This window comes from Pseudomonas sp. HLT2-19-2 (assembly GCF_054898005.1).
Window position 1 is genome coordinate 5,608,252 of sequence record NZ_CM142712.1, and the last position, 24,467, is coordinate 5,632,718.

General features: G+C 58.1%; 21 protein-coding genes and 1 tRNA gene. 16 read left to right on the plus strand and 6 right to left on the minus strand.

The features are described from left to right. The first annotated feature begins 49 nt into the window (after positions 1–49). The 7 genes from apaG to ACYZTU_RS26465 all read left to right on the plus strand — a co-directional run bounded on the left by apaG (position 50) and on the right by ACYZTU_RS26465 (position 8,219). Positions 50–430, plus strand: coding sequence for a Co2+/Mg2+ efflux protein ApaG (gene apaG, locus ACYZTU_RS26435; protein ID WP_123368659.1), 381 nt, complete (start codon positions 50–52; stop codon positions 428–430). Further along, positions 430–1,311, plus strand: coding sequence for a symmetrical bis(5'-nucleosyl)-tetraphosphatase (locus tag ACYZTU_RS26440; RefSeq protein WP_461966670.1), 882 nt, complete (start codon positions 430–432; stop codon positions 1,309–1,311). Before apaG ends, ACYZTU_RS26440 begins: the two co-directional genes overlap by 1 nt. Before the next feature lie 33 nt (positions 1,312–1,344). Next, a complete protein-coding gene (gene glpE / locus ACYZTU_RS26445) occupies positions 1,345–1,674 on the plus strand; it encodes a thiosulfate sulfurtransferase GlpE (RefSeq protein ID WP_461966672.1) in 330 nt (109 codons plus the stop codon). Between the two features lie 296 nt (positions 1,675–1,970). After that, on the plus strand, positions 1,971–3,893 hold the full coding sequence (locus ACYZTU_RS26450) for a PrkA family serine protein kinase (protein ID WP_033056218.1): 1,923 nt from the start codon (positions 1,971–1,973) through the stop codon (positions 3,891–3,893). Positions 3,894–4,095: 202 nt separating this feature from the next. Next, positions 4,096–5,367: a YeaH/YhbH family protein gene (locus tag ACYZTU_RS26455; RefSeq protein WP_461966674.1), complete on the plus strand. Its 1,272-nt coding sequence runs from the start codon at positions 4,096–4,098 to the stop codon at positions 5,365–5,367. Further along, a complete protein-coding gene (locus ACYZTU_RS26460) occupies positions 5,364–6,926 on the plus strand; it encodes a SpoVR family protein (RefSeq protein ID WP_449645257.1) in 1,563 nt (520 codons plus the stop codon). The genes ACYZTU_RS26455 and ACYZTU_RS26460 overlap by 4 nt, the downstream gene beginning before the upstream one ends. Positions 6,927–6,989: 63 nt before the next feature. Next, on the plus strand, positions 6,990–8,219 hold the full coding sequence (locus ACYZTU_RS26465; protein WP_461966676.1) for a multifunctional CCA addition/repair protein: 1,230 nt from the start codon (positions 6,990–6,992) through the stop codon (positions 8,217–8,219). A gap of 18 nt (positions 8,220–8,237) precedes the next feature. On the opposite strand, the gene folK is transcribed toward ACYZTU_RS26465, so the two are convergent. Together folK and folB are read right to left on the minus strand one after the other, a co-directional pair. Further along, positions 8,238–8,756, minus strand: coding sequence for a 2-amino-4-hydroxy-6-hydroxymethyldihydropteridine diphosphokinase (folK, locus tag ACYZTU_RS26470; RefSeq protein WP_461966678.1), 519 nt, complete (start codon positions 8,754–8,756; stop codon positions 8,238–8,240). Further along, a complete protein-coding gene (gene folB / locus ACYZTU_RS26475; protein ID WP_008008297.1) occupies positions 8,747–9,103 on the minus strand; it encodes a dihydroneopterin aldolase in 357 nt (118 codons plus the stop codon). Before folB ends, folK begins: the two co-directional genes overlap by 10 nt. Positions 9,104–9,177: 74 nt before the next feature. Here folB and plsY point away from each other — a divergent pair, with 74 nt between their 5' ends. Further along, positions 9,178–9,747, plus strand: coding sequence for a glycerol-3-phosphate 1-O-acyltransferase PlsY (gene plsY / locus ACYZTU_RS26480; RefSeq protein ID WP_461966680.1), 570 nt, complete (start codon positions 9,178–9,180; stop codon positions 9,745–9,747). A 35-nt stretch (positions 9,748–9,782) separates the two neighbouring features. On the opposite strand, the gene tsaD is transcribed toward plsY, so the two are convergent. After that, a complete protein-coding gene (tsaD, locus tag ACYZTU_RS26485; protein ID WP_449645261.1) occupies positions 9,783–10,808 on the minus strand; it encodes a tRNA (adenosine(37)-N6)-threonylcarbamoyltransferase complex transferase subunit TsaD in 1,026 nt (341 codons plus the stop codon). 199 nt (positions 10,809–11,007) lie between these two features. On the opposite strand from tsaD, the gene rpsU reads away from it, so the two are divergent. The 5 genes from rpsU to ACYZTU_RS26510 all read left to right on the plus strand — a co-directional run bounded on the left by rpsU (position 11,008) and on the right by ACYZTU_RS26510 (position 19,564). Beyond that, positions 11,008–11,223 carry a 30S ribosomal protein S21 gene (gene rpsU, locus ACYZTU_RS26490; protein WP_002551877.1) on the plus strand — a complete coding sequence of 72 codons (216 nt, stop codon included), beginning with the start codon at positions 11,008–11,010 and terminating at the stop codon, positions 11,221–11,223. 482 nt (positions 11,224–11,705) lie between these two features. Further along, positions 11,706–13,685 carry a DNA primase gene (gene dnaG, locus ACYZTU_RS26495; protein ID WP_461966682.1) on the plus strand — a complete coding sequence of 660 codons (1,980 nt, stop codon included), beginning with the start codon at positions 11,706–11,708 and terminating at the stop codon, positions 13,683–13,685. A gap of 67 nt (positions 13,686–13,752) precedes the next feature. Then, positions 13,753–15,603: an RNA polymerase sigma factor RpoD gene (gene rpoD, locus ACYZTU_RS26500; protein ID WP_461966684.1), complete on the plus strand. Its 1,851-nt coding sequence runs from the start codon at positions 13,753–13,755 to the stop codon at positions 15,601–15,603. Positions 15,604–15,725: 122 nt separating this feature from the next. Continuing rightward, positions 15,726–19,472, plus strand: coding sequence for an EAL domain-containing protein (locus tag ACYZTU_RS26505; protein ID WP_461966686.1), 3,747 nt, complete (start codon positions 15,726–15,728; stop codon positions 19,470–19,472). 15 nt (positions 19,473–19,487) lie between these two features. After that, a tRNA-Ile gene (locus ACYZTU_RS26510) sits at positions 19,488–19,564 on the plus strand. A gap of 72 nt (positions 19,565–19,636) precedes the next feature. Here ACYZTU_RS26510 and ACYZTU_RS26515 read toward each other — a convergent pair. The 3 genes from ACYZTU_RS26515 to ACYZTU_RS26525 all read right to left on the minus strand — a co-directional run bounded on the left by ACYZTU_RS26515 (position 19,637) and on the right by ACYZTU_RS26525 (position 21,058). Continuing rightward, positions 19,637–19,942, minus strand: a complete 306-nt coding sequence (locus ACYZTU_RS26515; protein WP_461966688.1) for an XRE family transcriptional regulator — start codon at positions 19,940–19,942, stop codon at positions 19,637–19,639. Further along, positions 19,935–20,300 carry a type II toxin-antitoxin system RelE/ParE family toxin gene (locus tag ACYZTU_RS26520; protein WP_461966690.1) on the minus strand — a complete coding sequence of 122 codons (366 nt, stop codon included), beginning with the start codon at positions 20,298–20,300 and terminating at the stop codon, positions 19,935–19,937. Before ACYZTU_RS26520 ends, ACYZTU_RS26515 begins: the two co-directional genes overlap by 8 nt. A 110-nt stretch (positions 20,301–20,410) precedes the next feature. Beyond that, the gene (locus tag ACYZTU_RS26525; RefSeq protein WP_461966692.1) at positions 20,411–21,058 is read right to left on the minus strand and encodes a peptidase M41; all 648 of its coding nucleotides are present in this window, start codon (positions 21,056–21,058) and stop codon (positions 20,411–20,413) included. Positions 21,059–21,322: 264 nt separating this feature from the next. Between ACYZTU_RS26525 and ACYZTU_RS26530 the strand changes: the two genes are divergently transcribed. The 3 genes from ACYZTU_RS26530 to ACYZTU_RS26540 all read left to right on the plus strand — a co-directional run bounded on the left by ACYZTU_RS26530 (position 21,323) and on the right by ACYZTU_RS26540 (position 24,430). Next, positions 21,323–21,784, plus strand: coding sequence for an Lrp/AsnC family transcriptional regulator (locus ACYZTU_RS26530; protein ID WP_007980298.1), 462 nt, complete (start codon positions 21,323–21,325; stop codon positions 21,782–21,784). A 156-nt stretch (positions 21,785–21,940) separates the two neighbouring features. Further along, complete coding sequence (locus ACYZTU_RS26535; RefSeq protein WP_461966693.1) at positions 21,941–23,623, plus strand: flavin monoamine oxidase family protein; 1,683 nt, start codon at positions 21,941–21,943, stop codon at positions 23,621–23,623. 12 nt (positions 23,624–23,635) lie between these two features. Continuing rightward, the gene (locus ACYZTU_RS26540) at positions 23,636–24,430 is read left to right on the plus strand and encodes a carbon-nitrogen hydrolase family protein (RefSeq protein WP_461966695.1); all 795 of its coding nucleotides are present in this window, start codon (positions 23,636–23,638) and stop codon (positions 24,428–24,430) included. Positions 24,431–24,467: the final 37 nt, after the last annotated feature.

Sequence of the window (24,467 nt, forward strand, 5' to 3'; positions counted from 1 at the left end):
GTTCCATCAGCTACGCCCCGCGTTCCGCTTCGATTTTAAGGCCTCTTGCATGTCCGATCCTCGTTATCAGGTCGACGTCAGCGTCGTCACTCGCTATCTGGCAGAACAATCGCAACCCGAGCAAAACCGTTTTGCCTTCGCCTACACCATCACCGTGCACAACAATGGCGAGCTACCGGCCAAACTGTTGTCGCGGCACTGGGTGATCACCGACGGTGACGGGCATGTCGAAGAAGTTCGCGGTGCGGGCGTTGTTGGCCAGCAGCCGTTGATCGACGCGGGCGAAAGCCACACCTACAGCAGCGGCACCGTCATGACCTCCAAGGTCGGCACGATGCAGGGCACTTATGAGATGGTTGCCGACGACGGCAAACACTTCGACGCCATCATCGCCCCATTCCGTCTGGCGGTGCCCGGAGCACTGCACTGATGGCAACGTACGCCGTCGGCGATCTGCAAGGCTGCCTTCAAGCACTGCAATGCCTGCTCAAGCAAGTCGCCTTCGACCCGACACAGGATCGTCTGTGGCTGGTAGGCGATCTGGTCAACCGTGGCCCGCAGTCCCTGGACACCTTGCGCTTCCTCTATAGCATCCGCGAATCGCTGGTGTGCGTGCTCGGCAACCATGACCTGCACTTGCTGGCTGCCGGGAAAAACATCGAACGCTTGAAGAAGTCCGACACCCTGCTCGAGATTCTCGCAGCGCCCGATTCCGCGGAACTGCTGGAGTGGCTGCGTCAGCAAAAGCTCATGCATTACGACGAACAGCGCGATGTCGCCCTGGTACATGCTGGCATTCCGCCCCAGTGGTCACTGCGCAAGGCCTTAAAGTATGCCGCCGAAGTCGAGACGGCATTGCGCGATGACAACCTGTTGCCGCCCTACCTCGATGGCATGTACGGCAACGATCCGGCGAAATGGGACAACGACCTCAAAGGCGTGACACGCCTGCGGGTGATCACCAACTATTTCACCCGCATGCGGTTTTGTACCGCCGAGGGCAAGCTTGACCTCAAAAGCAAGGAAGGTCTCGACAATGCGCCACTGGGTTACAAACCCTGGTTCCAGCACAAGGAACGCAAGACCAAGGGCCTGAAGATCATCTTCGGCCACTGGGCCGCGCTAGAAGGCCAGTGCAACGAACCGGGCATCTCGGCCCTCGATACCGGCTGTGTCTGGGGTGGCGCCCTGACCCTGATGAATGTCGACAGCGGTGAGCGCCTGTCCTGTAAATGCGACGAGCATGGCCTTGCCCTGCCGCCAGTCGCCGCACTTATCCCCGAACCATCGCCAGCCAGCGCCCCGCGCTAGACTGCGCTTTCAGCCGAGCCACAGGAGCCCGCCATGAGCGAATTCAAACGTATCCCCCCGGAACAGGCCCAAGCCCTGCGCGAACAAGGCGCAGTGGTGGTCGATGTCCGCGATCCTGCGACCTTTGCCGCGCTGCACATCGCCGGCTCCAAGCACCTGGACAATGTTTCCTTCTCGGATTTCATCCGTGCCGCCGACCTCGACGCGCCAACCGTGGTCGTCTGCTACCACGGCAATTCCAGCCAGAGCGCCGCTGCGTACCTGATCAGCCAGGGCTTCTCCGACGTCTACAGCATGGATGGCGGTTTTGAGCTGTGGCGTACGACTTATCCTTCGGAAACGGCGCAAGGCACTTCCGAATAATTTTTTTGTAACGCGCAAGCCCCGGCCCCTGCGGGCTCGCGCGGTGGCAGACGAACGGTCTGCCACAACTAATTACGTATCTCGCCTTTACCTGCCGAATTCCCAACTATCCTTAAGCGCAGGCCATCCAAAACAGGGGAGAGCCGGTACACCGGCGCGCGGGTCATCGGGAGTAGCTTTCGGGGTAGTCAGCTCCGGAAGAGTTCTGGGGGGTAAACAGCGACTGCATATTCGGACGCTGCCAGCATCGACTGAATGATCCGGCGTCGGCTCCACGTATCGAGCGAGGTGACGTCATGAGTATCTTTAGCCACTTCCAACAACGCTTCGAGTCCACACGCCAGGAAGAACTCTCGCTGCAAGAGTATCTTGAGCTGTGCAAAAGCGACCGCAGCGCCTACGCCTCCGCCGCCGAGCGTCTGTTGCTGGCCATCGGTGAACCGGAGCTTCTCGACACCTCGGCCAACTCGAGACTGTCGCGAATCTTTTCCAACAAGGTAATCCGCCGCTATCCGGCCTTTGAAGACTTCCACGGGATGGAAGAATGCATTGACCAGATCGTGTCGTATTTTCGCCATGCTGCTCAGGGCCTGGAAGAGAAGAAACAGATTCTCTATTTGCTCGGCCCTGTGGGTGGCGGTAAATCGTCCCTGGCCGAAAAGCTGAAACAGCTTATCGAGAAGGTGCCTTTCTACGCGATCAAAGGCTCGCCGGTATTCGAATCGCCTCTGGGTCTGTTCAACGCCACTGAAGATGGCGCGATCCTCGAGGAAGACTTCGGCATTCCACGGCGGTACCTCAATACCATCATGTCGCCTTGGGCTACCAAGCGCCTGGCCGAATTCGGCGGCGACATCAGCCAGTTCCGCGTGGTGAAACTCTATCCGTCGATCCTCAACCAGATCGCCGTGGCCAAAACCGAGCCTGGAGATGAAAACAACCAGGACATCTCGGCACTGGTGGGCAAGGTCGATATCCGCAAACTCGAAGAATTTCCGCAGAACGACGCCGATGCCTACAGCTACTCGGGTGCACTGTGCCGGGCCAACCAGGGCCTGATGGAGTTCGTCGAAATGTTCAAGGCACCGATCAAGGTGCTGCACCCACTGCTGACCGCCACCCAGGAAGGCAACTACAACAGTACCGAAGGTCTGGGGGCGATTCCGTTTACCGGGATCCTGCTGGCCCACTCCAACGAATCGGAATGGCACACCTTCCGCAACAACAAGAACAACGAAGCCTTCATCGACCGGATCTACATCGTCAAAGTGCCGTACTGCCTGCGGGTCAGCGACGAAGTGAAGATCTACGACAAGCTCCTGTTCAACAGCTCCCTGGCCAAGGCTCACTGCGCGCCTGACACCCTGAAAATGCTCGCCCAGTTCACCGTACTCTCGCGCCTCAAAGAGCCGGAAAACTCTAACATCTACTCCAAGATGCGTGTGTATGACGGCGAAAACCTCAAGGACACCGATCCGAAGGCCAAGTCGATCCAGGAATATCGCGACAACGCCGGTGTCGACGAAGGCATGAACGGCCTGTCGACCCGCTTCGCGTTCAAGATTCTGTCGAAAGTGTTCAACTTCGATCCGCACGAAATCGCCGCCAACCCGGTGCATTTGCTCTACGTGCTGGAACAACAGATCGAGCAGGAACAATTCCAGGCCGAAACCCGCGAACGCTATCTGCGCTTCCTCAAAGAGTACCTGGCACCGCGTTATATCGAATTCATCGGCAAGGAGATCCAGACTGCCTATCTCGAGTCTTACAGCGAGTATGGCCAGAACATCTTCGATCGCTATGTGCTGTACGCCGACTTCTGGATCCAGGACCAGGAATACCGCGACCCGGAAACCGGCGAAATCCTCAACCGCGTAGCGCTGAACGAAGAACTGGAGAAAATCGAAAAACCGGCCGGCATCAGCAATCCGAAGGATTTCCGCAACGAAATTGTCAACTTCGTACTGCGCGCCCGGGCCAATAACAACGGCAAGAACCCGACCTGGCTCAGTTACGAAAAACTGCGGGTGGTCATCGAGAAGAAAATGTTCTCCAACACCGAGGACCTCCTGCCAGTCATCAGCTTCAATGCCAAGGCCAGCAAAGAGGACCAGCAGAAGCACAACGACTTCGTCACACGGATGGTCGAGCGGGGCTACACCGACAAACAGGTACGACTGCTGTCCGAGTGGTACCTGCGGGTCAGAAAATCACAATAACCCGCTGCCGGTCAGACCGGTTGTCGTCAGTCAGAGGCCTGTGTGCGCATTTTCTGTTACACAGACCTCTGGAAGGTGTTCGAAAGTCGGTAGCGAGGTTCAGTCAGCGTCCAAAAGCGCTTGGGGGAGCGTGAACATCCCTTGGCACGGTCGATGCTGCATAACCGCTCGCCCCTTTCAGGACAGCTTCTAAGGAGCAGTCATGAGCTATGTGATCGACCGACGTCTCAATGGCAAGAACAAGAGCACGGTGAACCGTCAGCGGTTTCTGCGGCGTTACCGTGATCACATCAAAAAGGCTGTCGAAGAGGCGGTCAGCCGGCGCTCCATTACCGATATGGAACACGGCGAACAGATCAGCATCCCCGGCCGCGACATTGACGAGCCGGTGCTTCATCACGGTCGGGGTGGCAAGCAAACCGTCGTGCATCCGGGCAACAAGGAATTCACCAGCGGCGAGCACATTGCCCGCCCGCCTGGAGGTGGCGGTGGCAGAGGCCCCGGCAAGGCCGGCAACTCGGGCGAAGGGATGGACGAATTCGTCTTCCAGATCACCCAAGAGGAATTCCTCGAATTCATGTTCGAGGACCTTGAGCTGCCGAATCTGGTCAAGCGCAACCTGACCGGCACCGACACCTTCAAGACCGTTCGTGCCGGGATCAGTAACGAGGGCAATCCGTCACGGATCAACATCATCCGCACCTTGCGCTCGGCCCATGCACGGCGAATCGCCCTGTCTGGCAGCAGCCGGGCAAAATTACGTGAAGCCAAAGACGAACTGCTGCGACTCAAGCGGGATGAGCCTGACAACTTCGGCGATATTCAGGAAATCGAAGCAGAAATCGAAAAACTCAGTGCGCGCATTCATCGCGTACCATTCCTCGATACCTTCGACCTCAAGTACAACCTGCTCATCAAGCAACCCAACCCCAGTTCCAAGGCAGTCATGTTCTGCCTGATGGACGTGTCCGGTTCCATGACTCAGGCGACCAAGGATATCGCCAAGCGCTTCTTTATCCTGTTGTACCTGTTTCTCAAGCGTAACTACGACAAGATCGACGTCGTATTCATCCGCCACCACACCAGTGCCCGGGAAGTGGATGAGGAGGAGTTTTTCTACTCGCGCGAAACCGGCGGCACCATCGTTTCCAGCGCCTTGAAACTGATGCAGGAGATCATGGCCGAACGCTATCCGACAAACGAGTGGAACATCTATGCCGCCCAGGCCTCCGATGGCGATAACTGGAACGACGACTCGCCGATCTGCCGCGACATTCTGATCAACCAGATCATGCCTTTCGTGCAGTACTACACTTACGTTGAGATCACCCCGCGCGAGCACCAGGCCCTGTGGTTCGAGTACGAACGCATCGCCGAAGCCTTCTCTGACAATTTCGCCCAGCAACAACTGGTCTCGGCCGGGGATATCTATCCGGTCTTCCGTGAACTCTTCCAGCGCAGGTTAGTGACATGACCGCCAAAGAGCAGAAGCGCCAACCCATTTCCACCGGCTCCGAATGGACGTTCGAGCTGATTCAGGCGTACGACAAAGAAATCAGTCGCCTGGCGGCTCGTTATGCCCTGGATACCTACCCCAACCAGATCGAAGTTATCACTGCCGAGCAGATGATGGACGCTTATGCCTCCGTCGGCATGCCGCTGGGCTATCACCATTGGTCCTACGGCAAACACTTCCTCAGCACCGAGAAATCCTACAGCCGTGGGCAGATGGGGCTGGCCTACGAGATCGTGATCAACTCGGACCCGTGCATTGCCTATCTGATGGAAGAAAACACCATCTGCATGCAGGCATTGGTCGTTGCCCATGCCTGCTACGGGCATAACAGCTTTTTCAAAGGCAACTACCTGTTCCGCACCTGGACTGACGCCAGTTCGATCATCGATTACCTGGTCTTCGCCAAGCAGTACATCATGCAGTGCGAAGAGCGCCACGGCATCGACGCGGTCGAGGACCTGCTGGATTCCTGCCACGCCCTGATGAACTACGGGGTTGATCGCTACAAACGCCCGTATCCGATTTCCGCCGAAGAAGAACGCCGTCGGCAAAAGGATCGGGAAGAGCATTTGCAGAAACAGATCAACGATCTGTGGCGGACCATTCCAAAAGGTGCCGACAAGTACAGCGACAAGGACAATGCGCGCTTCCCCGCCGAACCTCAGGAAAATATCCTTTATTTCATCGAAAAACACGCACCGCTGCTAGAGCCATGGCAGCGGGAAATTGTGCGGATCGTGCGCAAGATCGCCCAGTATTTTTATCCACAGCGTCAGACCCAAGTGATGAACGAAGGGTGGGCCACGTTCTGGCACTACACCCTGATGAACGATTTGTACGACGAAGGCCTGGTAACCGACGGCTTCATGATGGAGTTTTTGACGTCCCACACCAGCGTGGTCTATCAACCCGGCTTCGACAGCCCCTACTACAACGGCATCAACCCCTACACCCTGGGTTTTGCCATGTACCGGGACATCCGGCGCATGTGTGAAAAGCCTACCGAAGAGGACTACCGCTGGTTCCCTGAGATTGCCGGCACCGACTGGCTGTCGAGCATCAAGTTCGCCATGAGCAGCTTCAAGGATGAAAGCTTCATCCTGCAGTATTTGTCACCCCAGGTGATCCGCGACCTGAAATTGTTCAGCATTCTCGATGACGACCAGAAGGACGATTTGCTGGTTCCCGCCATTCACGATGAACCCGGCTACCGGTTTATCCGTGAAACCCTCGCGGCGCAGTACAACCTGGGTAATCGTGAACCCAACGTGCAGATCTACAGCATCGACCGGCGCGGCGACCGCTCTCTAACCCTGCGTCACCAGCAACATGACCGCAAACCGCTGGGCGAGTCCACCGAGGAAGTGCTCAAACACCTGCACCGCCTCTGGGGCTTCGACATTCACCTGGAAACCCTGCAAGGGGATCAGGTAATGAAAACCCAGCATGTTCCGCCCAGAGGTGAACACAGCGAGGGGGATTACGGCCGGCTGGACCTGGCTGTCATCCATCTTTGATCCTGATTCTACCTCCGGAAGTTCGACGCAAAGGTTATTCTGTCGAGCTAACGGAGGGTTTTTATGCAGATTTATAAAGTCGGCGGTGCGGTACGCGATCGCCTGCTGGGCAAGCCTGTCACCGACATCGATTGGGTCGTGGTTGGTGCCACCACTGAAGAAATGCTCGCCAAGGGCTTTCGCCCGGTGGGTGCGGACTTCCCGGTTTTTCTTCATCCCAAAAGCGGTGAGGAATACGCCCTCGCCCGGACCGAACGCAAAAGCGGACGCGGTTACGGCGGCTTTACCTTTCACGCCAGCCCCGAAGTCACCCTCGAAGAAGACCTGATCCGTCGTGACCTGACAATCAATGCCATGGCAGAAGACGATCAGCAGAACCTGACCGATCCTTACCATGGCCAAGGGGATCTCAAGGATCGCCTCCTGCGCCACGTTTCCCCCGCATTCGCCGAAGATCCTCTCAGAGTTCTGCGCGTTGCCCGCTTCGCCGCTCGTTATGCGGGGCTGGGTTTCACCGTCGCACCTGAGACATTGGAACTTATGCGTCAACTCAGCGAGTCAGGTGAACTGGAAGCCTTGACCGCGGAACGAAGCTGGAAAGAAATCTCTCGCGCCCTGTTGGAAGACCAACCCCAGGTGTTCGTTGAGGTGCTTCGCGAGTGTGGTGCGCTTAAGGTGCTGATGCCGGAACTCGACGCGCTGTTCGGCGTACCGCAACCGGAAGCCCATCACCCGGAAATCGACACGGGCGTGCACACCCTGAGCGTGCTGGAGCAAGCGGCGCTGCACAAACAACCACTCACCGTGCGCTGGGCCTGCCTGCTGCATGACTTGGGCAAGGGACTGACACCCGAGGAGGAATGGCCCCGGCACATAGCCCACGAGCACAAAGGCCTGAAGCTGATCAAGACGGTCAACGAACGCTTCAAGGCGCCGAGGGACTGTCAGGAGCTGGCTTTGCTGGTCTGCGAATATCACACCCACGGCCATCGCGCCCTGGAGCTGAAGCCGTCGACCTTGCTGGAGTTGCTGCAACGTTTTGACGTTTACCGTCGACCGCAGCGGTTCGAGGATTTTATCGCGGCGTGCGAGATGGACGCGCGTGGACGCAAAGGGCTGGAACAGCGAAGTTATCCACAGGCGGATTACTTGCGCGGGGCGGCGAATGCCGCTCGGACCGTGGCGGTTCAGCCGTTGCTGGAGAAAGGATTCAAAGGGCCGGAGCTGGGTGAGGCGATCAAGCGTGAACGGCTCAAGGCGTTGAAGACGTACAAAGACGCGGCGTCTGCCTGAAAAGCATCGTCATCTGCTTCACAACAAGCTCGAAGGTGTAAGCCGCTCACCGCGCCACTCAAAAGCCACCGGCGCCAACACCTGATCAATCTGCGCCTCGCGCCACAACATAGCGAAGCTTTTACCTACCCCAGGATGCACGCGATCCGGTGCAATCAGCGACAACGGCCACAGCACGAAGGCATTTTTCAGAATTTCTGCCCGCGGCAAAATCAAGCCATCAAAGTTGCCCACCAGATCGCCGAAAAGCAGCACGTCGATATCCAGCGGTAAACCCTTGCGGTCCGGTGCATAACGGCCGTTGTCCGCCTCGATGAATTTCAACCGGCGATCCAGTTCCATCAGCGGTAAATCGGTAAACGCCGACACCACAAAATTGAAGAACGGCCCGCTCTTGATCCCCACCGGCTGGCTTTCGAACACCGCCGAGCAGCGTATATCCACCATGAAACCTGCCAAGGCTTCCAGGCCAGCCTGCAAATGGGATTCACGCTCGATATTGCTACCGAACCCGAGATACACCTGAGTCAGCGACATCCGCGCTCGATCTCCACGCCCACACCACCCGTGGCAGCCGGGATGGCACCTGGCTTGGTTAGCTTGAGGCGCATCCAGGTGATGTTGAATTCGCTCATCAGCACTTCAGCCAGACGCTCGGCGAAGGTCTCGACCAGCTGGAACTGCGCCTGCTCGGCAAAAGCCTGGATGCGCGACGAAACGCTCGCGTAATCGAGCGCCAGCGTCAGGTCATCACCGGCTGCGGCTGGGCGATTGTCCCAAGCGAAACTCAGATCAAGACGCAAGCACTGTCGGATGCCTCGCTCCCAGTCATAGGCACCAATTACGGTGTCGACTTCCAGGCCCTCGATAAACACTCTGTCCAAGCACTTTTCTCCGCTGCACGACAAGGGCGCAATGCGCCGTTAGAATCAGGGCGTCCTCGCCCGGAATAGTTAGCATGTTTTGGTTATTGGCGATCCTCGCCTACCTGCTTGGCTCTCTGTCCTTCGCCATTTTGCTCAGCCGCCTGACCGGTAACCCCGATCCGCGAATGAGTGGCTCGGGCAATGCCGGCGCCACCAACATGTTGCGCCTGGCCGGCAAGAAACTAGCCGTCCTGACTTTGCTCGGCGACCTCTGCAAAGGCCTGCTGCCGGTGCTGATCGCAGGGCTTGCGGGCCTTTCGCTGCAAGAACAGGCCTGGATCGGCGTCTGCGCCGTCATCGGCCACCTCTTCCCGCTGTACTTTCGCTTTCACGGTGGCAAAGGTGTCTCAACCGCTGCCGGAATGCTGCTGGGCCTCTACCCGCCTGCTGCACTGCTGGCAGTCTGCGCCTGGCTGCTGACGTTCTACCTGACCCGCACCAGCTCACTGGCCGCATTGATCGCCACACCGCTGACCCTGCCGCTGCTTGCCTGGCAAGAACCGGCGGCACTGCTGCCCATGAGCGCACTCACGGGACTGATCGTCTGGCGCCATCGCGGCAATCTACGCGACCTGTTTGCCGGGCGCGAACGGCATTTTTAAATACCGGGCATGAGCGCCGCTCATCCCGCACGCCCTCACAGCGCCGACAATTGCTCCATTGGCCAACGCGCCTGCACGCTGATCGCCAGGCTTTCGTGCTGGCCTGCCTGCAAGCGCTGGCAGCCGGCAAACGCGATCATCGCGCCGTTGTCGGTGCAGAACTCTGGACGGGCATAAAACACATCGCCCTTCATGTCGCCGAGCATTTTTTCCAGTGAAGTGCGCAGTGCCTTGTTGGCACTGACGCCGCCAGCGATCACCAGACGCTTCATGCCCGCCTGTTTGAGGGCTCGCTTGCACTTGATGGTCAAAGTCTCCACCACGGCCTGCTGGAACGCCAGCGAGATGTCGCAACGGGCTTGCTCGCTGTCGTCCCCGGCACTGACGCTCTTCTGCCAAGTGTTCAGGGCGAAGGTTTTCAAGCCGCTGAAGCTGAAGGCCAGGCCCGGACGGTCGCACATCGGACGCGGGAAAGTGAAACGCCCTGCAACCCCTTGTTCCGCCAGGCGCGCGATTTCCGGCCCACCCGGATAATTGAGGCCCATCATCTTCGCGGTCTTGTCAAAAGCTTCACCGGCGGCATCGTCGAGGGTCTCGCCCAAGAGCGTGTATTGACCGATCCCGTCGACCTGAACCAGCTGCGTATGACCGCCCGACACCAACAAAGCGACGAACGGGAATTGCGGTGGTTGCGACTCCAGCATGGGCGCCAGCAAGTGACCTTCCATGTGGTGCACACCCAGCGCCGGAATGCCCCAGGCGAAGGCCAGTGCCTGAGCGCAGGATGCGCCCACCAGCAAGGCACCGACTAGGCCAGGACCCGCGGTATAAGCGATGGCGTCGATCTCGGTCGGCACACAGTCAGCTTCGGCCAACACCTGACGAATCAAGGGCAGCATACGTTTGACGTGGTCACGCGAGGCCAGCTCCGGCACTACCCCGCCATAGGCGCGGTGCAGGTCGATCTGGCTGAACAGCGCGTCGGCCAGCAGGCCCCGTTCACTGTCATATAATGCGACACCGGTTTCGTCGCAGGAAGTTTCTAATCCCAGTACTAGCATGGGTTTGCGCCTTGTTTAGGCTGAATTCGAAGGCGCGCATAATAGTCGCCATGGGATGCCCCGACTAGCGGTTTTCGATCAGAGGCTTTGCATTCCGAGCGATGAGGGGTTAACATCCGCAACCCTTAAAAACCGACGTCTTCAAGTGCTCTTTTGCCACGAGGATGTTGACCCCGGTAATGAATGAAGGTAGCTCTGGATGCCAGCCGTCAAAGTAAAAGAGAACGAACCCTTCGACGTAGCTCTGCGTCGTTTCAAGCGCTCCTGCGAAAAAGCCGGTGTACTGGCTGAAGTTCGTAGCCGCGAATTCTACGAGAAGCCTACTTCTGAGCGTAAGCGCAAAGCAGCAGCCGCTGTTAAGCGTCACGCCAAGAAAGTTCAGCGCGAACAGCGCCGCGCCGTTCGTCTGTACTAATACACAGACGTTCGTAGCAAGCTTCTGCCAAGCCCGGCCCTCAGCCGGGCTAATGGCATTTGCGGATAACGCTTGATGCTTCACCGTCAACGCCGCACACGCGACCGCGACACATCTGCTTCACAGCGTCAGACCTGGCTCTTTTGCCAGCAGTGCACGTCTTTTCTGACGAGCCTTCCAAGGCTACTGACGAGCACACCCACTGATTCCTCTCACGACGATCAGCCCAAGGCACCTTCTTGCGTGCCAGCTTATGAGCTATCCGAGGCCATCGACAGGCCGCAGCCGGATTCAGCGCAACACTTTCAAATAGTCGAATACTGATTGGTACTAACGTCAGTGGATTTTCGGCAGATACACTTCCCGACAGCGATTATGCAGACGACACCGGTCGAGCCGCACATTTTGCGCGCCTCAAACAACGACCCGCGTTCGGCCGCTCATCGTTTTGGGTCCATTTCAGCGCAGATGACGAGAACGCCATGGCCGGGCTAATTCCCCAGAGCTTCATTGACGACCTTCTGAACCGCACCGACATCGTCGATGTGGTCAGCTCGCGCCTGCAGATGAAAAAGGCTGGCAAGAATTACACCGCCTGCTGCCCGTTTCACAAAGAGAAAACCCCCTCCTTCAGCGTCAGCCCCGACAAGCAGTTCTATTATTGCTTTGGCTGCGGCGCTGGCGGTAATGCCCTCGGCTTCATGATGGACCACGACAACCTGGATTTCGTCCAGGCTGTCGAAGAACTGGCCAAAGCCGCCGGCATGGAAATCCCCCGCGAAGAAAGCGGACGGCCGCACAAACCGCGGCAGCCGACCGATTCGCCGCTCTACCCGCTGCTCACCGCCGCCGCCGACTTTTACCGCCAGGCCCTGAAAAGCCATCCGTCGCGCAAAGCGGCTGTGGATTACTTGAAAGGTCGCGGGCTGACCGGCGAGATCGCCCGGGACTTCGGCCTCGGCTTTGCCCCGCCCGGCTGGGACAACCTGTTCAAGCACTTGAGCAGCGATACCCTGCAACAAAAAGCCATGATCGATGCTGGCCTGCTGATCGAGAACGCCGAAACCGGCAAACGCTACGACCGCTTCCGCGATCGCGTGATGTTCCCGATTCGCGACAGCCGCGGACGCATCATCGCTTTCGGCGGCCGGGTTTTGGGCGACGACAAGCCCAAATACCTGAACTCACCGGAAACGCCGGTATTCCATAAGGGCCAGGAACTCTACGGCCTTTATGAAGCACGCAAGAACAACCGCAACCTCGACGAAATCATCGTCGTCGAAGGCTACATGGATGTTATCGCCCTCGCACAGCAAGGCCTGCGCAATGCTGTCGCAACCTTGGGCACCGCCACCAGCGAAGAGCACTTGAAGCGGCTGTTTCGCGTCGTGCCCAACGTACTGTTCTGTTTCGACGGAGATCAGGCAGGTCGAAATGCCGCCTGGCGGGCATTGGAAGCGGCGCTGCCGAGCCTGCAGGACGGGCGACGCGCACGCTTTCTGTTCCTGCCCGAAGGCGAAGACCCGGACACGCTGGTCCGCTCCGAAGGCACTGACGCCTTCCGCGCACGGATCAACCAGCACGCCCAACCATTAGCGGATTATTTTTTTCAGCAGCTGACCGAGGAATCGGACCCACGCTCGCTCGAAGGCAAGGCCCACATGGCCACTCTTGCCGCGCCACTGATCGACAAAGTCCCGGGCGCAAACCTGCGGATTCTGATGCGTCAGCGACTGACCGAAATTACCGGCCTTAGCGGCGAAGCCGTGAGCCAGCTGGTGCACAGCGCGCCTCAGGAAGCACCACCGGCTTACGATCCGGGCATCGATTACGACGCCATGCCGGATTACAGCGACTACCATCAGCCGCAGGCACAAGAGATGTACGTGCCGCAGCAGGAATGGACGCCGAAGAAACCCGGTGCGGGCGGCAAGAAGTGGGACAAGAAACCGTGGGACAAGAACGGTAAACGCGGCGGTGATCGCGGCCAACATAGCGCCCCACGCACACCGATTGCAGTCGAAGCACCGACGCTGATAGCGCTGCGCACCCTTATTCATCATCCAGAGCTGGCGGGCAAGGTAGAAACCGCCGATCACTTCGCGAATGAGAGCAACACGTACGCGCAACTGCTGGTAGCCCTCATCGGGGCCGTGCAGAAAAATCCTAAGCTAAACTCTATCCAGCTAATGGCGCGCTGGCATGGCACTGAACAGGGGCGCCTGCTTAAGGCTTTAGCGGAAAAGGAGTGGCTGATTGACGGCGACAACCTTGAACAACAGTTTTTAGACACCATTACTAGGTTATCGGCAAGTCAACACACGGATAGTCTGGAAGTACTTATCAGGAAAGCAAGGCAGCCAGGATTGACCGCGGAGGAAGCAATTCAGATCGCAAATCAGATGCGCGACCTATTAAAACGCAATTTGGCTGTATCAGACCCGACCTCAACTGGCGCGTGAGGTCATAGCTCAGGTATAATCCTCGGCTTGTTTTTTGCCCGCCAAGACCTTCAGTGGATAGGGTGTTATGTCCGGAAAAGCGCAACAGCAGTCTCGTATCAAAGAGTTGATCACACTTGGTCGTGAGCAGGGCTACCTGACTTACGCGGAGGTCAACGACCACCTGCCGGAGGATATTTCAGATCCGGAACAGGTGGAAGACATCATCCGCATGATCAATGACATGGGGATCAACGTATTCGAGGTTGCGCCAGATAAGGATTCCCTTATGCTGGCCGACGCCGATACCGACGAAGCCGCGGCCGAAGAGGCAGCAGCAGCGTTGGCAGCGGTCGAGACCGACATTGGTCGCACCACCGACCCAGTGCGCATGTACATGCGTGAAATGGGTACGGTAGAGCTCCTCACACGTGAAGGCGAAATCGAAATCGCCAAACGTATTGAAGAGGGCATCCGTGAAGTGATGGGCGCAATCGCGCACTTCCCTGGCACGGTTGACCATATTCTCTCCGAGTACACTCGCGTCACCACCGAAGGTGGCCGCCTGTCCGACGTCCTGAGCGGTTATATCGACCCGGACGACGGTATTGCGCCGCCTGCAGCGGAGGTGCCACCGCCTGTCGATCCGAAAGCCGTGAAAGCGGACGACGACACCGAAGACGATGACGCCGAAGCGACGACTGATGACGAAGAAGAAGTCGAAAGCGGTCCAGATCCGGTCATCGCTGCACAGCGCTTTGGTGCTGTCTCCGATCAGATGGAAGTCACCCGCAAGGCGCTGAAAAAGCACGGTCGTGGCAACAAGCTGGCAATTGCCGAGCTGGTGCTCCTGGCTGAGCTGTTCATGCCGATCAAACTGGTTCCGAAGCAATTCGAAGGCCTGGTCGAGCGTGTTCGCAGTGCCCTGGATCGTCTGCGTCAGCAAGAGCGCGCGATCATGCAACTGTGCGTTCGTGATGCTCGTATGCCGCGTGCCGACTTCCTGCGCCAGTTCCCGGGCCATGAAGTAGACGAAAGCTGGACCGACGCACTGGCCAAAGGCAAAAGCAAATACGCTGAAGCCATTGGTCGCCTGCAACCGGACATCATTCGTTGCCAGCAGAAGCTGACCGCGCTGCAAACCGAAACCGGTTTGACGATCGCCGAGATCAAGGACATCAACCGTCGCATGTCGATCGGTGAGGCCAAGGCCCGCCGCGCGAAGAAAGAGATGGTAGAAGCGAACTTGCGTCTGGTGATCTCCATCGCCAAGAAGTACACCAACCGTGGTCTGCAATTCCTCGATCTGATCCAGGAAGGCAACATCGGCTTGATGAAAGCGGTAGACAAGTTCGAATACCGCCGCGGCTACAAATTCTCGACTTATGCCACTTGGTGGATCCGTCAGGCGATCACTCGCTCGATCGCCGACCAGGCCCGCACCATCCGTATTCCGGTGCACATGATCGAGACGATCAACAAGCTCAACCGCATTTCCCGCCAGATGCTGCAGGAAATGGGTCGCGAACCGACCCCGGAAGAGTTGGGCGAACGCATGGAAATGCCTGAGGACAAAATCCGCAAGGTATTGAAGATCGCTAAAGAGCCGATCTCCATGGAAACCCCGATCGGTGATGACGAAGACTCCCACCTGGGTGACTTCATCGAAGACTCGACCATGCAGTCGCCAATCGATGTCGCTACCGTTGAGAGCCTTAAAGAAGCGACTCGCGAAGTTCTGTCCGGCCTCACTGCCCGTGAAGCCAAGGTTCTGCGCATGCGCTTCGGTATCGACATGAATACCGACCACACCCTCGAGGAGGTTGGTAAGCAGTTCGACGTGACCCGTGAACGGATTCGTCAGATCGAAGCCAAGGCGTTGCGCAAGCTGCGCCACCCGACGAGAAGCGAGCATTTGCGCTCCTTCCTCGACGAGTAACAACTAAACCCCCGGCCCAGGCCGGGGGTTTTGCTTTATGCAGATAAAATCCCCCGCACTTCGCTCCCGCCGAATTGCCCGTCTACACTCGAAACATTCCCCCGAGCCATAACGAGACCGTTATGCCCAGACTGCCGACCGTGCTTTTTTTGCTGTCGCTATTGACCTGGACCGCAACGGCTGGCGCGCTGACTCTGACCGACGAAGAACGTAGCTGGCTGGCGGCACACCCGGATTTACGCCTGGGTGTCGATGCCTCATGGCCTCCCTTCGAGTTTCGCGACGATCAGGGCCGCTATCAGGGCCTTGCGGCAGACTATATCGACCTGATTCGCCAACGCCTGGCCATCAAGCTGACGCCCATCGAGCCCGTTAGCTGGACAGTTGTCCTGGAACAGGCCAAAAAAGCCAAGCTGGACTTGTTGCCGGGCATCATGTCGACTCCGGAGCGCCAGACTTACCTGTCTTTCACCCGCCCCTACCTGGACTTTCCGATTGTCATCCTTGCCCATGTCGGAGGCCCCCAACCACGCAAACTCGAAGACCTGTATGGGCTGAAAGTCGCCGTGGTGGAAAACTACGCCCCCCACGAGCTGTTGCGCACCCACAATCCCGACCTGAATCTGGTGGCGATGCCCAATGTCAGCTCAGCGCTGCAAGCGCTGGCAACCGATGAGGTGGACGCAGTGGTAGGCGATCTCGCCTCCAGCGTCTGGAGCCTGCGTCAGCTCAAGCTCGACGGGCTCTACGTCAGCGGCGAAACCCCCTATCGCTATCAACTGGCTATGGGCGTGCCTCGGGACAACAAAATGCTGGTCGGCATTCTGGATAAAGTCCTGGCCGACATGACCCCGGACGAAATCAATGCCATTCAGGAGCATTGGGTCGGCAACGTTCTCGATCATCGAACCTTCTGGACCGATCTGCTGGTTTACGGTCTACCGGGGTTGCTGGTGTTGATCATCGTGCTGGCGGTAGTTCTCCGGATCAACCGCCGACTGAGTTCAGAAATTGCCCGTCGGGTCGATCTGGAACAAGAACTGCGCAGCAGCGAATACCACTACCGCGGGCTGGTGGAGAGCCTTTCGGCCATCGCCTGGGAAGCGCGGATCAGCGATTTCACTTACAGCTATGTGTCGCCCCATGCCGAGGATCTACTCGGCTACCCCCTGTCTCATTGGCTGATTCCGGGCTTCTGGCGCAACATTATTCACCCGGCCGACCTGACCCGCGCCCAGACCTTCTGCAATCACGAAGTACTGGCCGGGCGCGATCACAGTCTCGATTACCGAGTGATCACCGCCGACGGCCGCTGCATTTGGGTGCGCGATATCGTCAGCCTGATTGAGCACGGTCATGAACCGGTGATGCGCGGATTGATGATCGACATCAGCGAAGCCAAGCGCACTGAAGAGGCGTTGCGCCTGTCGGAGCAGAAGTTCGCCTCGGTGTTCCAGCAATGCCCGGACATTCTGGTCATCGCGCGACTCTCCGACGGCTGTCTGCTGGAGGTCAACGAAGCGTTCGAAGAACAGATCGGCCTCATGGCCGAAGACGTCATCGGCCAGACCTCCACCGACCTGAACATCTGGGGCATACCCGGCGTCGGGCCGGGTTTGTTGCAGCGGTTGCAGGCCGGCAGCATCCGTAACCTGGAGATGCCCTTTCGCCGCAACAATGGGCAAGTGTTTACCGGCCTGATCTCCGCAGAACCATTCGACCTCGATACCACCCCGGCGCTGGTGGTGGTGGTGCGGGATATCAGCCAGCTCAAGGAAACCCAGCAACAGCTGCAGACCTCCGAAGAGAAATTCGCCAAGGCCTTCCATGCCTCCCCCGACGGCTTGCTATTGTCCCGGCAGAGCGACGGTTTACTGCTTGAGGTCAATGAGGGTTTCAGTCGCATTACCGGTTTCAATAGCGCGATGTCCGTGGATCGCTCCGTCCTCGAGCTGGGGATCTGGGTCAATCTCAACGAACGCAAACAGATGCTCGATCTGCTGCACCGGGACGGTTTCGTCCGCGACTTCAGTTGCCATATACGCCGCAGCGACGGGCAGATCCGCCTCTGCGAGGTGTCCAGCCGTCCGCTGCCGATCGGCGATGAAGACTGCATGTTGACCATCGCCCGGGACATCACCGAGCGACACCTGATGCAGGAGAAACTGCAGCAGGCCGCCACGGTCTTCGAGAGCACCGCCGAGGGTGTATTGATCACCGACACTCAACAGCACATCAGCGCGGTCAATCGTGCGTTTACTGAAATCACCGGTTACAGCGAGAGCGAAGCATTGGGTCACACCCCTCGCCTGCTCGCCTCGGGCCTGCACGACAGCGCGTTCTATGCCGCCATGTGGCATCAACTGACTGCCGAAGGTCATTGGCAGGGCGAGATTTCCAACCGGCGCAAGAATGGCGAGCTCTACCCGAGCTGGCTGACCATCAGTGCGGTGCGCAACCGGGACAAATTTGTCACCCACTTTGTCGCGGTGTTCGCGGACATTTCCAGCCTCAAACACGCCCAGGCCAAACTCGATTATCAGGCACACCACGACCCGCTGACCGGCCTGCCAAATCGCACGCTGTTCGAGAGCCGATTGCTGACTGCGCTCAACAACCAACAGGAAAACGGCGGCCAGGGCGCGGTGCTGTTTCTGGACCTGGACCGTTTCAAACACATCAACGACAGCTTGGGTCACCCGGTCGGCGACCTGCTGCTCAAGGGCATTGCCGTGCGCCTCAAGGAACAGTTGCGCGACATCGACACCGTAGCGCGCCTGGGCGGCGACGAATTCATCATCCTGCTGCCCGGTCTGCAGCAAGCCAGTGACGCCGACAACATCGCGACCAAGTTGCTCAATTGCTTCGGCGCACCGTTCCAGGCCGGCGAACATGAGTTTTTTATTAGCGCCAGTATCGGCACCAGCTTGTATCCCAAAGATGGCTGCGACGTCGCCACGCTGGTCAAGAACGCCGATGCGGCGATGTATCGCTCCAAGGCGAAGGGTCGCAACCGGGTCGAAAGCTACACCCGCGACCTCACCGCTCAAGCGAGCGAGCGAGTGGCACTGGAACATGAACTGCGACGCGCTATCGAGCGCAATGAGCTGCACCTCCACTATCAACCGAAGATCAGCCTGGTCGACCATCGCCTGGTCGGCGCAGAAGCGCTCATTCGCTGGCGCCACCCGACCTTCGGTGATGTGCCGCCGGAACACTTCATCCCGCTGGCCGAAGAAAACGGCATGATCCTGCAAATCGGCGATTGGGTTCTCGAAACCGCCTGCCGGCAGATGTTCGAATGGAATCAGGTGTACGAACCCGTCGGACCGCTGTCGGTCAACCTCGCGGGAGCTCAGTTGCGTCAGCCGAATCTGCTCGGCCGAATCGAACAATTGCTCAAGGACAACCGCCTCAAGCCCGGTTTCCTGCAACTGGAAATTACCGAAAACTTCATCATGAGCCAGGCTGAAGAGGCGCTGGCAGTGCTGCACCAACTCAAACACCTGGGCGTGCAACTGGCGATCGACGACTTTGGCACCGGGTACTCGTCCTTGAGTTACCTCAAACGTCTGCCGTTGGACATTCTCAAGATCGACCAGTCTTTCGTCCGCGGCCTGCCGGATGATCCCCACGACGCAGCCATCGTTCGCGCCATCATAGCCCTGGGCCGCAGCATGCAATTCACCATCATTGCCGAGGGCGTCGAAACCCTCGCGCAGCAGCAATTTCTCGCTGCCGAAGGCTGTGAACAGATCCAGGGCTACATCGTCAGCCTGCCGTTGCCACCGGACGAATTTGCCGCGACGTTTCTTCGTATAGCCATTTCAGACTTTTCGGATAGCACAGCGGAGAAACCGTCGCTATAATCCGCGGCCTACTGAGGGCCTATAGCTCAGTTGGTTAGAGCAGGGGACTCATAATCCCTTGGTCGTAGGTTCGAGTCCTACTGGGCCCACCAAACAAGAAAGCCGCGCAATGCGCGGCTTTTTTCGTGTATGGCGATTGGTTTTGCAGATACTTGTTCCATCGCTCAGTTGGCAAAGTTCTCGATTTTAACCTGCCCCTCGGGAAAGGTTGCGATGATTTCCAGCTCGCCCCCCATGGCGCGGATATAGTTGCGCAACGTGCTGATGTACATGTCGGTACGTCGCTCCATCTTGGAAATTGCCGCCTGATTGACATGTAGTGCCTTCGCCAGGGTGTCTTGGCTCAATGCCTGAGCCTGGCGCAACTCGTGTAACGGCATTTCCGCTCGCAGTTTCCGATGCAGGGCGTCGACACGCGCTTGAGACGCAGGAGAGCGCCGCGCTACCAAATCAGCAAATTTTTTAGCCATTGTCATTGCCCTCCTTCTTCAACGTTTCCAAGTGCTCGTCGTACAGACATTCGGCCAGCGGTACATACTCCAGATACCAACGACCCTGACCGGTTTTGTCACCGCCGATCAGCAGGATCGCGCAGCGTCGTGGATCAAAGGCATACAGCACACGGTAAGGCCTGCCAGCGTGTTGCACTCGCAACTCACGGACGTTGCCATGCCGCGCCCCCTTGATATCGCTGGTGTGCGGAAAACCCAAATGCGGTCCGTCATCGCCTAGCAACATCACCGTGGCCTGGACCGAGTCCTGCTCAGCATCATTGAGGCGATCCCACCAGTCCTCAAATTCATCGGTATATTCAACGTCCCACTTCATACAAATATGCCACCAAAGGAATATAACCTCAAAGGAATAAATGTATGAGCTCCAGTGGCCGTCCGACTACCCTGATTCCTGTGACAATTGTTAACGATGATTTCGGCAGCTTAAGAAGCAACACTTAACGAAGGAATAGCCTGCACGAGCCGCATCCGTTCAAGCATTTCCCCCGTCAGAACTACCTCATACGTATCCGCCGCCCTACCCCACTGCTCCACGATGACCATGCCGTCCACCAGCGCTCCTGCCAATCCGGTAATCGTGACGGCCAATGCCTCTACGATCGTTTGAGTCCGGCGCCACACGCGATCAGTTATCTCTTTCAGCTCGGCCGTTATGCGGTCAGACGACGCGGGGGCCGTATCGGGGTAGGCGATATTGCGCAGCAAGTGCCGCAACTCCCTTATTTTTGCGTAATCCTGTTCCGCCCCAAGCTCTCCTTTGAGGATGGCTATCGCTTTCGACTTATCGATGCGTTTTTGGGCCGAATGTTTTGAAGGTAATGTCTGGCCCATAGCGCCAGCAAGGAGGACCATCATCCGGGCTTCCAAATGCTCCTTCATCGCATCTATCGACGAAATGGATCGCACCAAGGTGATCGAAGCGCCTCCTTGATGCCTTAAATCCATGGTCACTGTCAGGGTCACGCCGCCCGTTGCAAACTCCAGGGCTCGGGCCATGACGTAGTGCCCCATTTCGTGATGGGCAATCTGCAATGCATAGTCCCGTATAGCGGGAGGCATCTTGTTCGTCATTTCAATCACCTCGCATCCCTCGATTTCGCATTCGACTACGAGTAACTGTTGCTGTCCATCCTATCGTCCTGTTGACGGCGTAGCGCTTAGCTATCGCATGTCGGACTCGGTCAGTGTCTTATTACCGATTGACGGCAGGTTCGGCGATTAGCGTTCGCCGGGCACGTTGCCCTGAGGCACCGGGAGCTCTTCGACCCTACGAGCGCTGTGCGAGATGTGCCTGTAACATGCCAACCCATTGATCTGTACCGCTGGAGACAACCTTTGCCTGACACTCGCCCACCCGTTCTTGACGAAATCGACCGCCAGTTGATCGCAGCCCTGCAAATCAATGCCCGTGAGAGCGTGGCCATGCTCGCGCGACAATTGGGCATCGCTCGCACCACCGTCACTTCGCGATTGGCTCGGCTGGAAAAGGCCAAAGTAATCACCGGTTACGGCGTGCGTTTGGGTCAACGTGTCGTGGATGGCGGCTTGCAGGCGTACGTCGGGATCACGGTGCAACCGCGCTCGGGCAAGGAAGTGCTGCGACGTCTCAGTGCGATGGCTCAGGTGCAGCAGTTGTGTGCGGTGAGTGGCGAATTTGATTATGTGGCGTGGTTGCGCACCGATTCACCTGAGCAGCTGGATCAGTTGCTCGATCAAATTGGCAGCGTGGATGGCGTGGAAAAGACCACGACCTCAATCATTCTCAGCAGCAAGATTGATCGCGGCCAGCCGGTTTAATCCAATTTGCTCGTTGCGCTCGTCAAATTGCAGTATTTACAAGCAAAACGACGACACATTGCGTCTTATTAACGTGTTCTATGCTCTCTAGAATGGCTGCCATCTTTTCCTATACTCAGACGCGCATTCCGCTTCGGGTCGCCAGCAAGGTCAGCCATGAACAAGAACAATCGCCATCCTGCAGACGGTAAAAAACCAGTCACCATTTTCGGCCCGGACTTTCCTTTCGCCTTCGACGACTGGATCGAACACCCGGCCGGCCTGGGCAGCATTCCTGCACACAATCACGGCGCCGAGGTAGCGATTGTTGGTGCCGGCATCGCCGGCCTGGTGGCGGCGTACGAATTGATGAAACTGGGCCTCAAACCCGTCGTCTACGAAGCCTCGAAAATGGGCGGCCGTCTGCGCTCCCAGGCATTCAACGGCGCTGAAGGCATCGTCGCCGAGCTCGGCGGCATGCGCTTCCCGGTGTCGTCCACCGCGTTTTATCACTACGTCGACAAGCTGGGCCTGCAAACAAAACCTTTCCCGAACCCACTGACACCTGCCTCGGGCAGCACGGTGATCGACCTCGAAGGCCAGACCCATTACGCACAGAAGCTGGCGGATCTTCCTGCACTGTTCCAGGAAGTCGCCGATGCCTGGGCCGATGCACTGGAAGCCGGTTCGCAGTTCTCTGACATCCAGCAAGCAATCCGCGACCGCGATGTACCGCGCCTCAAAGAGCTGTGGAACACCCTCGTTCCGCTGTGGGACGACCGCACGTTCTATGACTTCGTTGCCACTTCCAAAGCCTTCGCCAAGCTCTCTTTCCATCATCGCGAAGTGTTCGGCCAGGTCGGTTTCGGTACCGGCGGCTGGGACTCGGACTTCCCGAACTCGATGCTGGAAATCTTCCGTGTGGTCATGACCAACTGTGACGATCACCAGCACTTGGTGGTCGGTGGCGTGGAACAAGTGCCGCTGGGCATCTGGCGTCATGTGCCGGAGCGTTGCGTGCATTGGCCTGAAGGCACCAGTCTCAGCTCGCTGCACAGCGGCGCACCGCGTTCCGGTGTGAAAAAAATCGCCCACGCACCGAACGGCCGTTTCACGGTCACTGACAACTACGGCGACACACGCGAATACGCGGCGGTACTGACCACCTGCCAGAGCTGGCTGCTGACCACCCAGATCGAATGCGACGAAACCCTGTTCTCGCAAAAGATGTGGATGGCCCTCGACCGCACCCGCTACATGCAATCGTCGAAAACCTTCGTGATGGTCGACCGGCCGTTCTGGAAGGACAAGGATCCGGAAACCGGCCGCGACCTGATGAGCATGACCCTCACCGATCGCCTGACCCGCGGCACCTACCTCTTCGACAACGGCGACGACAAGCCTGGGGTGATTTGCCTGTCGTACTCGTGGATGAGCGACGCGCTGAAAATGCTCCCGCACCCGGTGGAAAAGCGCGTGAAGCTGGCACTGGATGCGTTGAAAAAGATCTACCCGAAAGTCGACATCGCCGCGCGGATCATCGGCGATCCGATCACCGTGTCCTGGGAAGCCGACCCGCATTTTCTCGGTGCTTTCAAAGGCGCCCTGCCCGGCCATTACCGCTACAACCAACGCATGTACGCGCACTTCATGCAGGCCGACATGCCGGCCGAGCAGCGCGGCATCTTCATCGCCGGCGACGACGTTTCGTGGACGCCGGCCTGGGTCGAAGGCGCGGTGCAGACCTCGCTCAATGCGGTGTGGGGCATCATGAAACACTTCGGCGGTGAAACTCACGCCGAGAATCCGGGCCCAGGAGATGTGTTCAACGAAATCGGTCCGATCGCCTTGCCCGAGTAAGAGGAATCCGAAATGCGCGTAGCCCTTTACCAATGTCCACCGCTGCCCCTGGATGTCGCAGGCAACCTGCAACGCCTGCATCAATTGGCGCTGGAAGCCAAGGGTGCAGACTTGCTGGTCCTGCCGGAGATGTTCCTGACTGGCTACAACATCGGCGTCGATGCGGTCAGCATCCTCGCGGAGGTGCATAACGGTGAATCGGCGCAACAGATCGCGCGCATTGCCAAGACTGCCGGGATTGCCATTCTTTATGGCTACCCCGAGCGTACGGAGGACGGCCAGATCTACAACGCCGTACAGTTGATCGACGCTCATGGCGAGCGGTTGTGCAACTACCGCAAGACTCACCTGTTCGGCGACCTCGATCACTCGATGTTCAGCGCCGGAGGGGATGATTTCCCGCTGGTCGAGCTCAATGGCTGGAAGCTCGGCTTCCTGATCTGTTACGACATGGAGTTCCCGGAAAACGCTCGGCGCCTGGCCCTGGCCGGTGCCGAGCTGATTTTGGTGCCGACGGCGAACATGATTCCCTTCGATTTTGTTGCCGATGTCACCGTCCGTGCCCGGGCCTTCGAAAACCAATGTTATGTGGCTTACGCCAACTACTGCGGCCACGAAGGCGACATCCATTACTGCGGCCAAAGCAGCATCGCCGCGCCGGATGGTAGCCGTATCGCCCAGGCCGGGCTGGATGAAGCGTTGATTGTGGGCGAGCTGGATCGGCAGTTGATGGTTAATTCGCGCGCTGCCAATCGCTATCTGCTTGATCGTCGTCCCGAGCTTTACAGCGAGCTGAACAAGCGCTGAGTTATCCGCTAGCATTAGCGCTTCTCTGCTCTGGAAG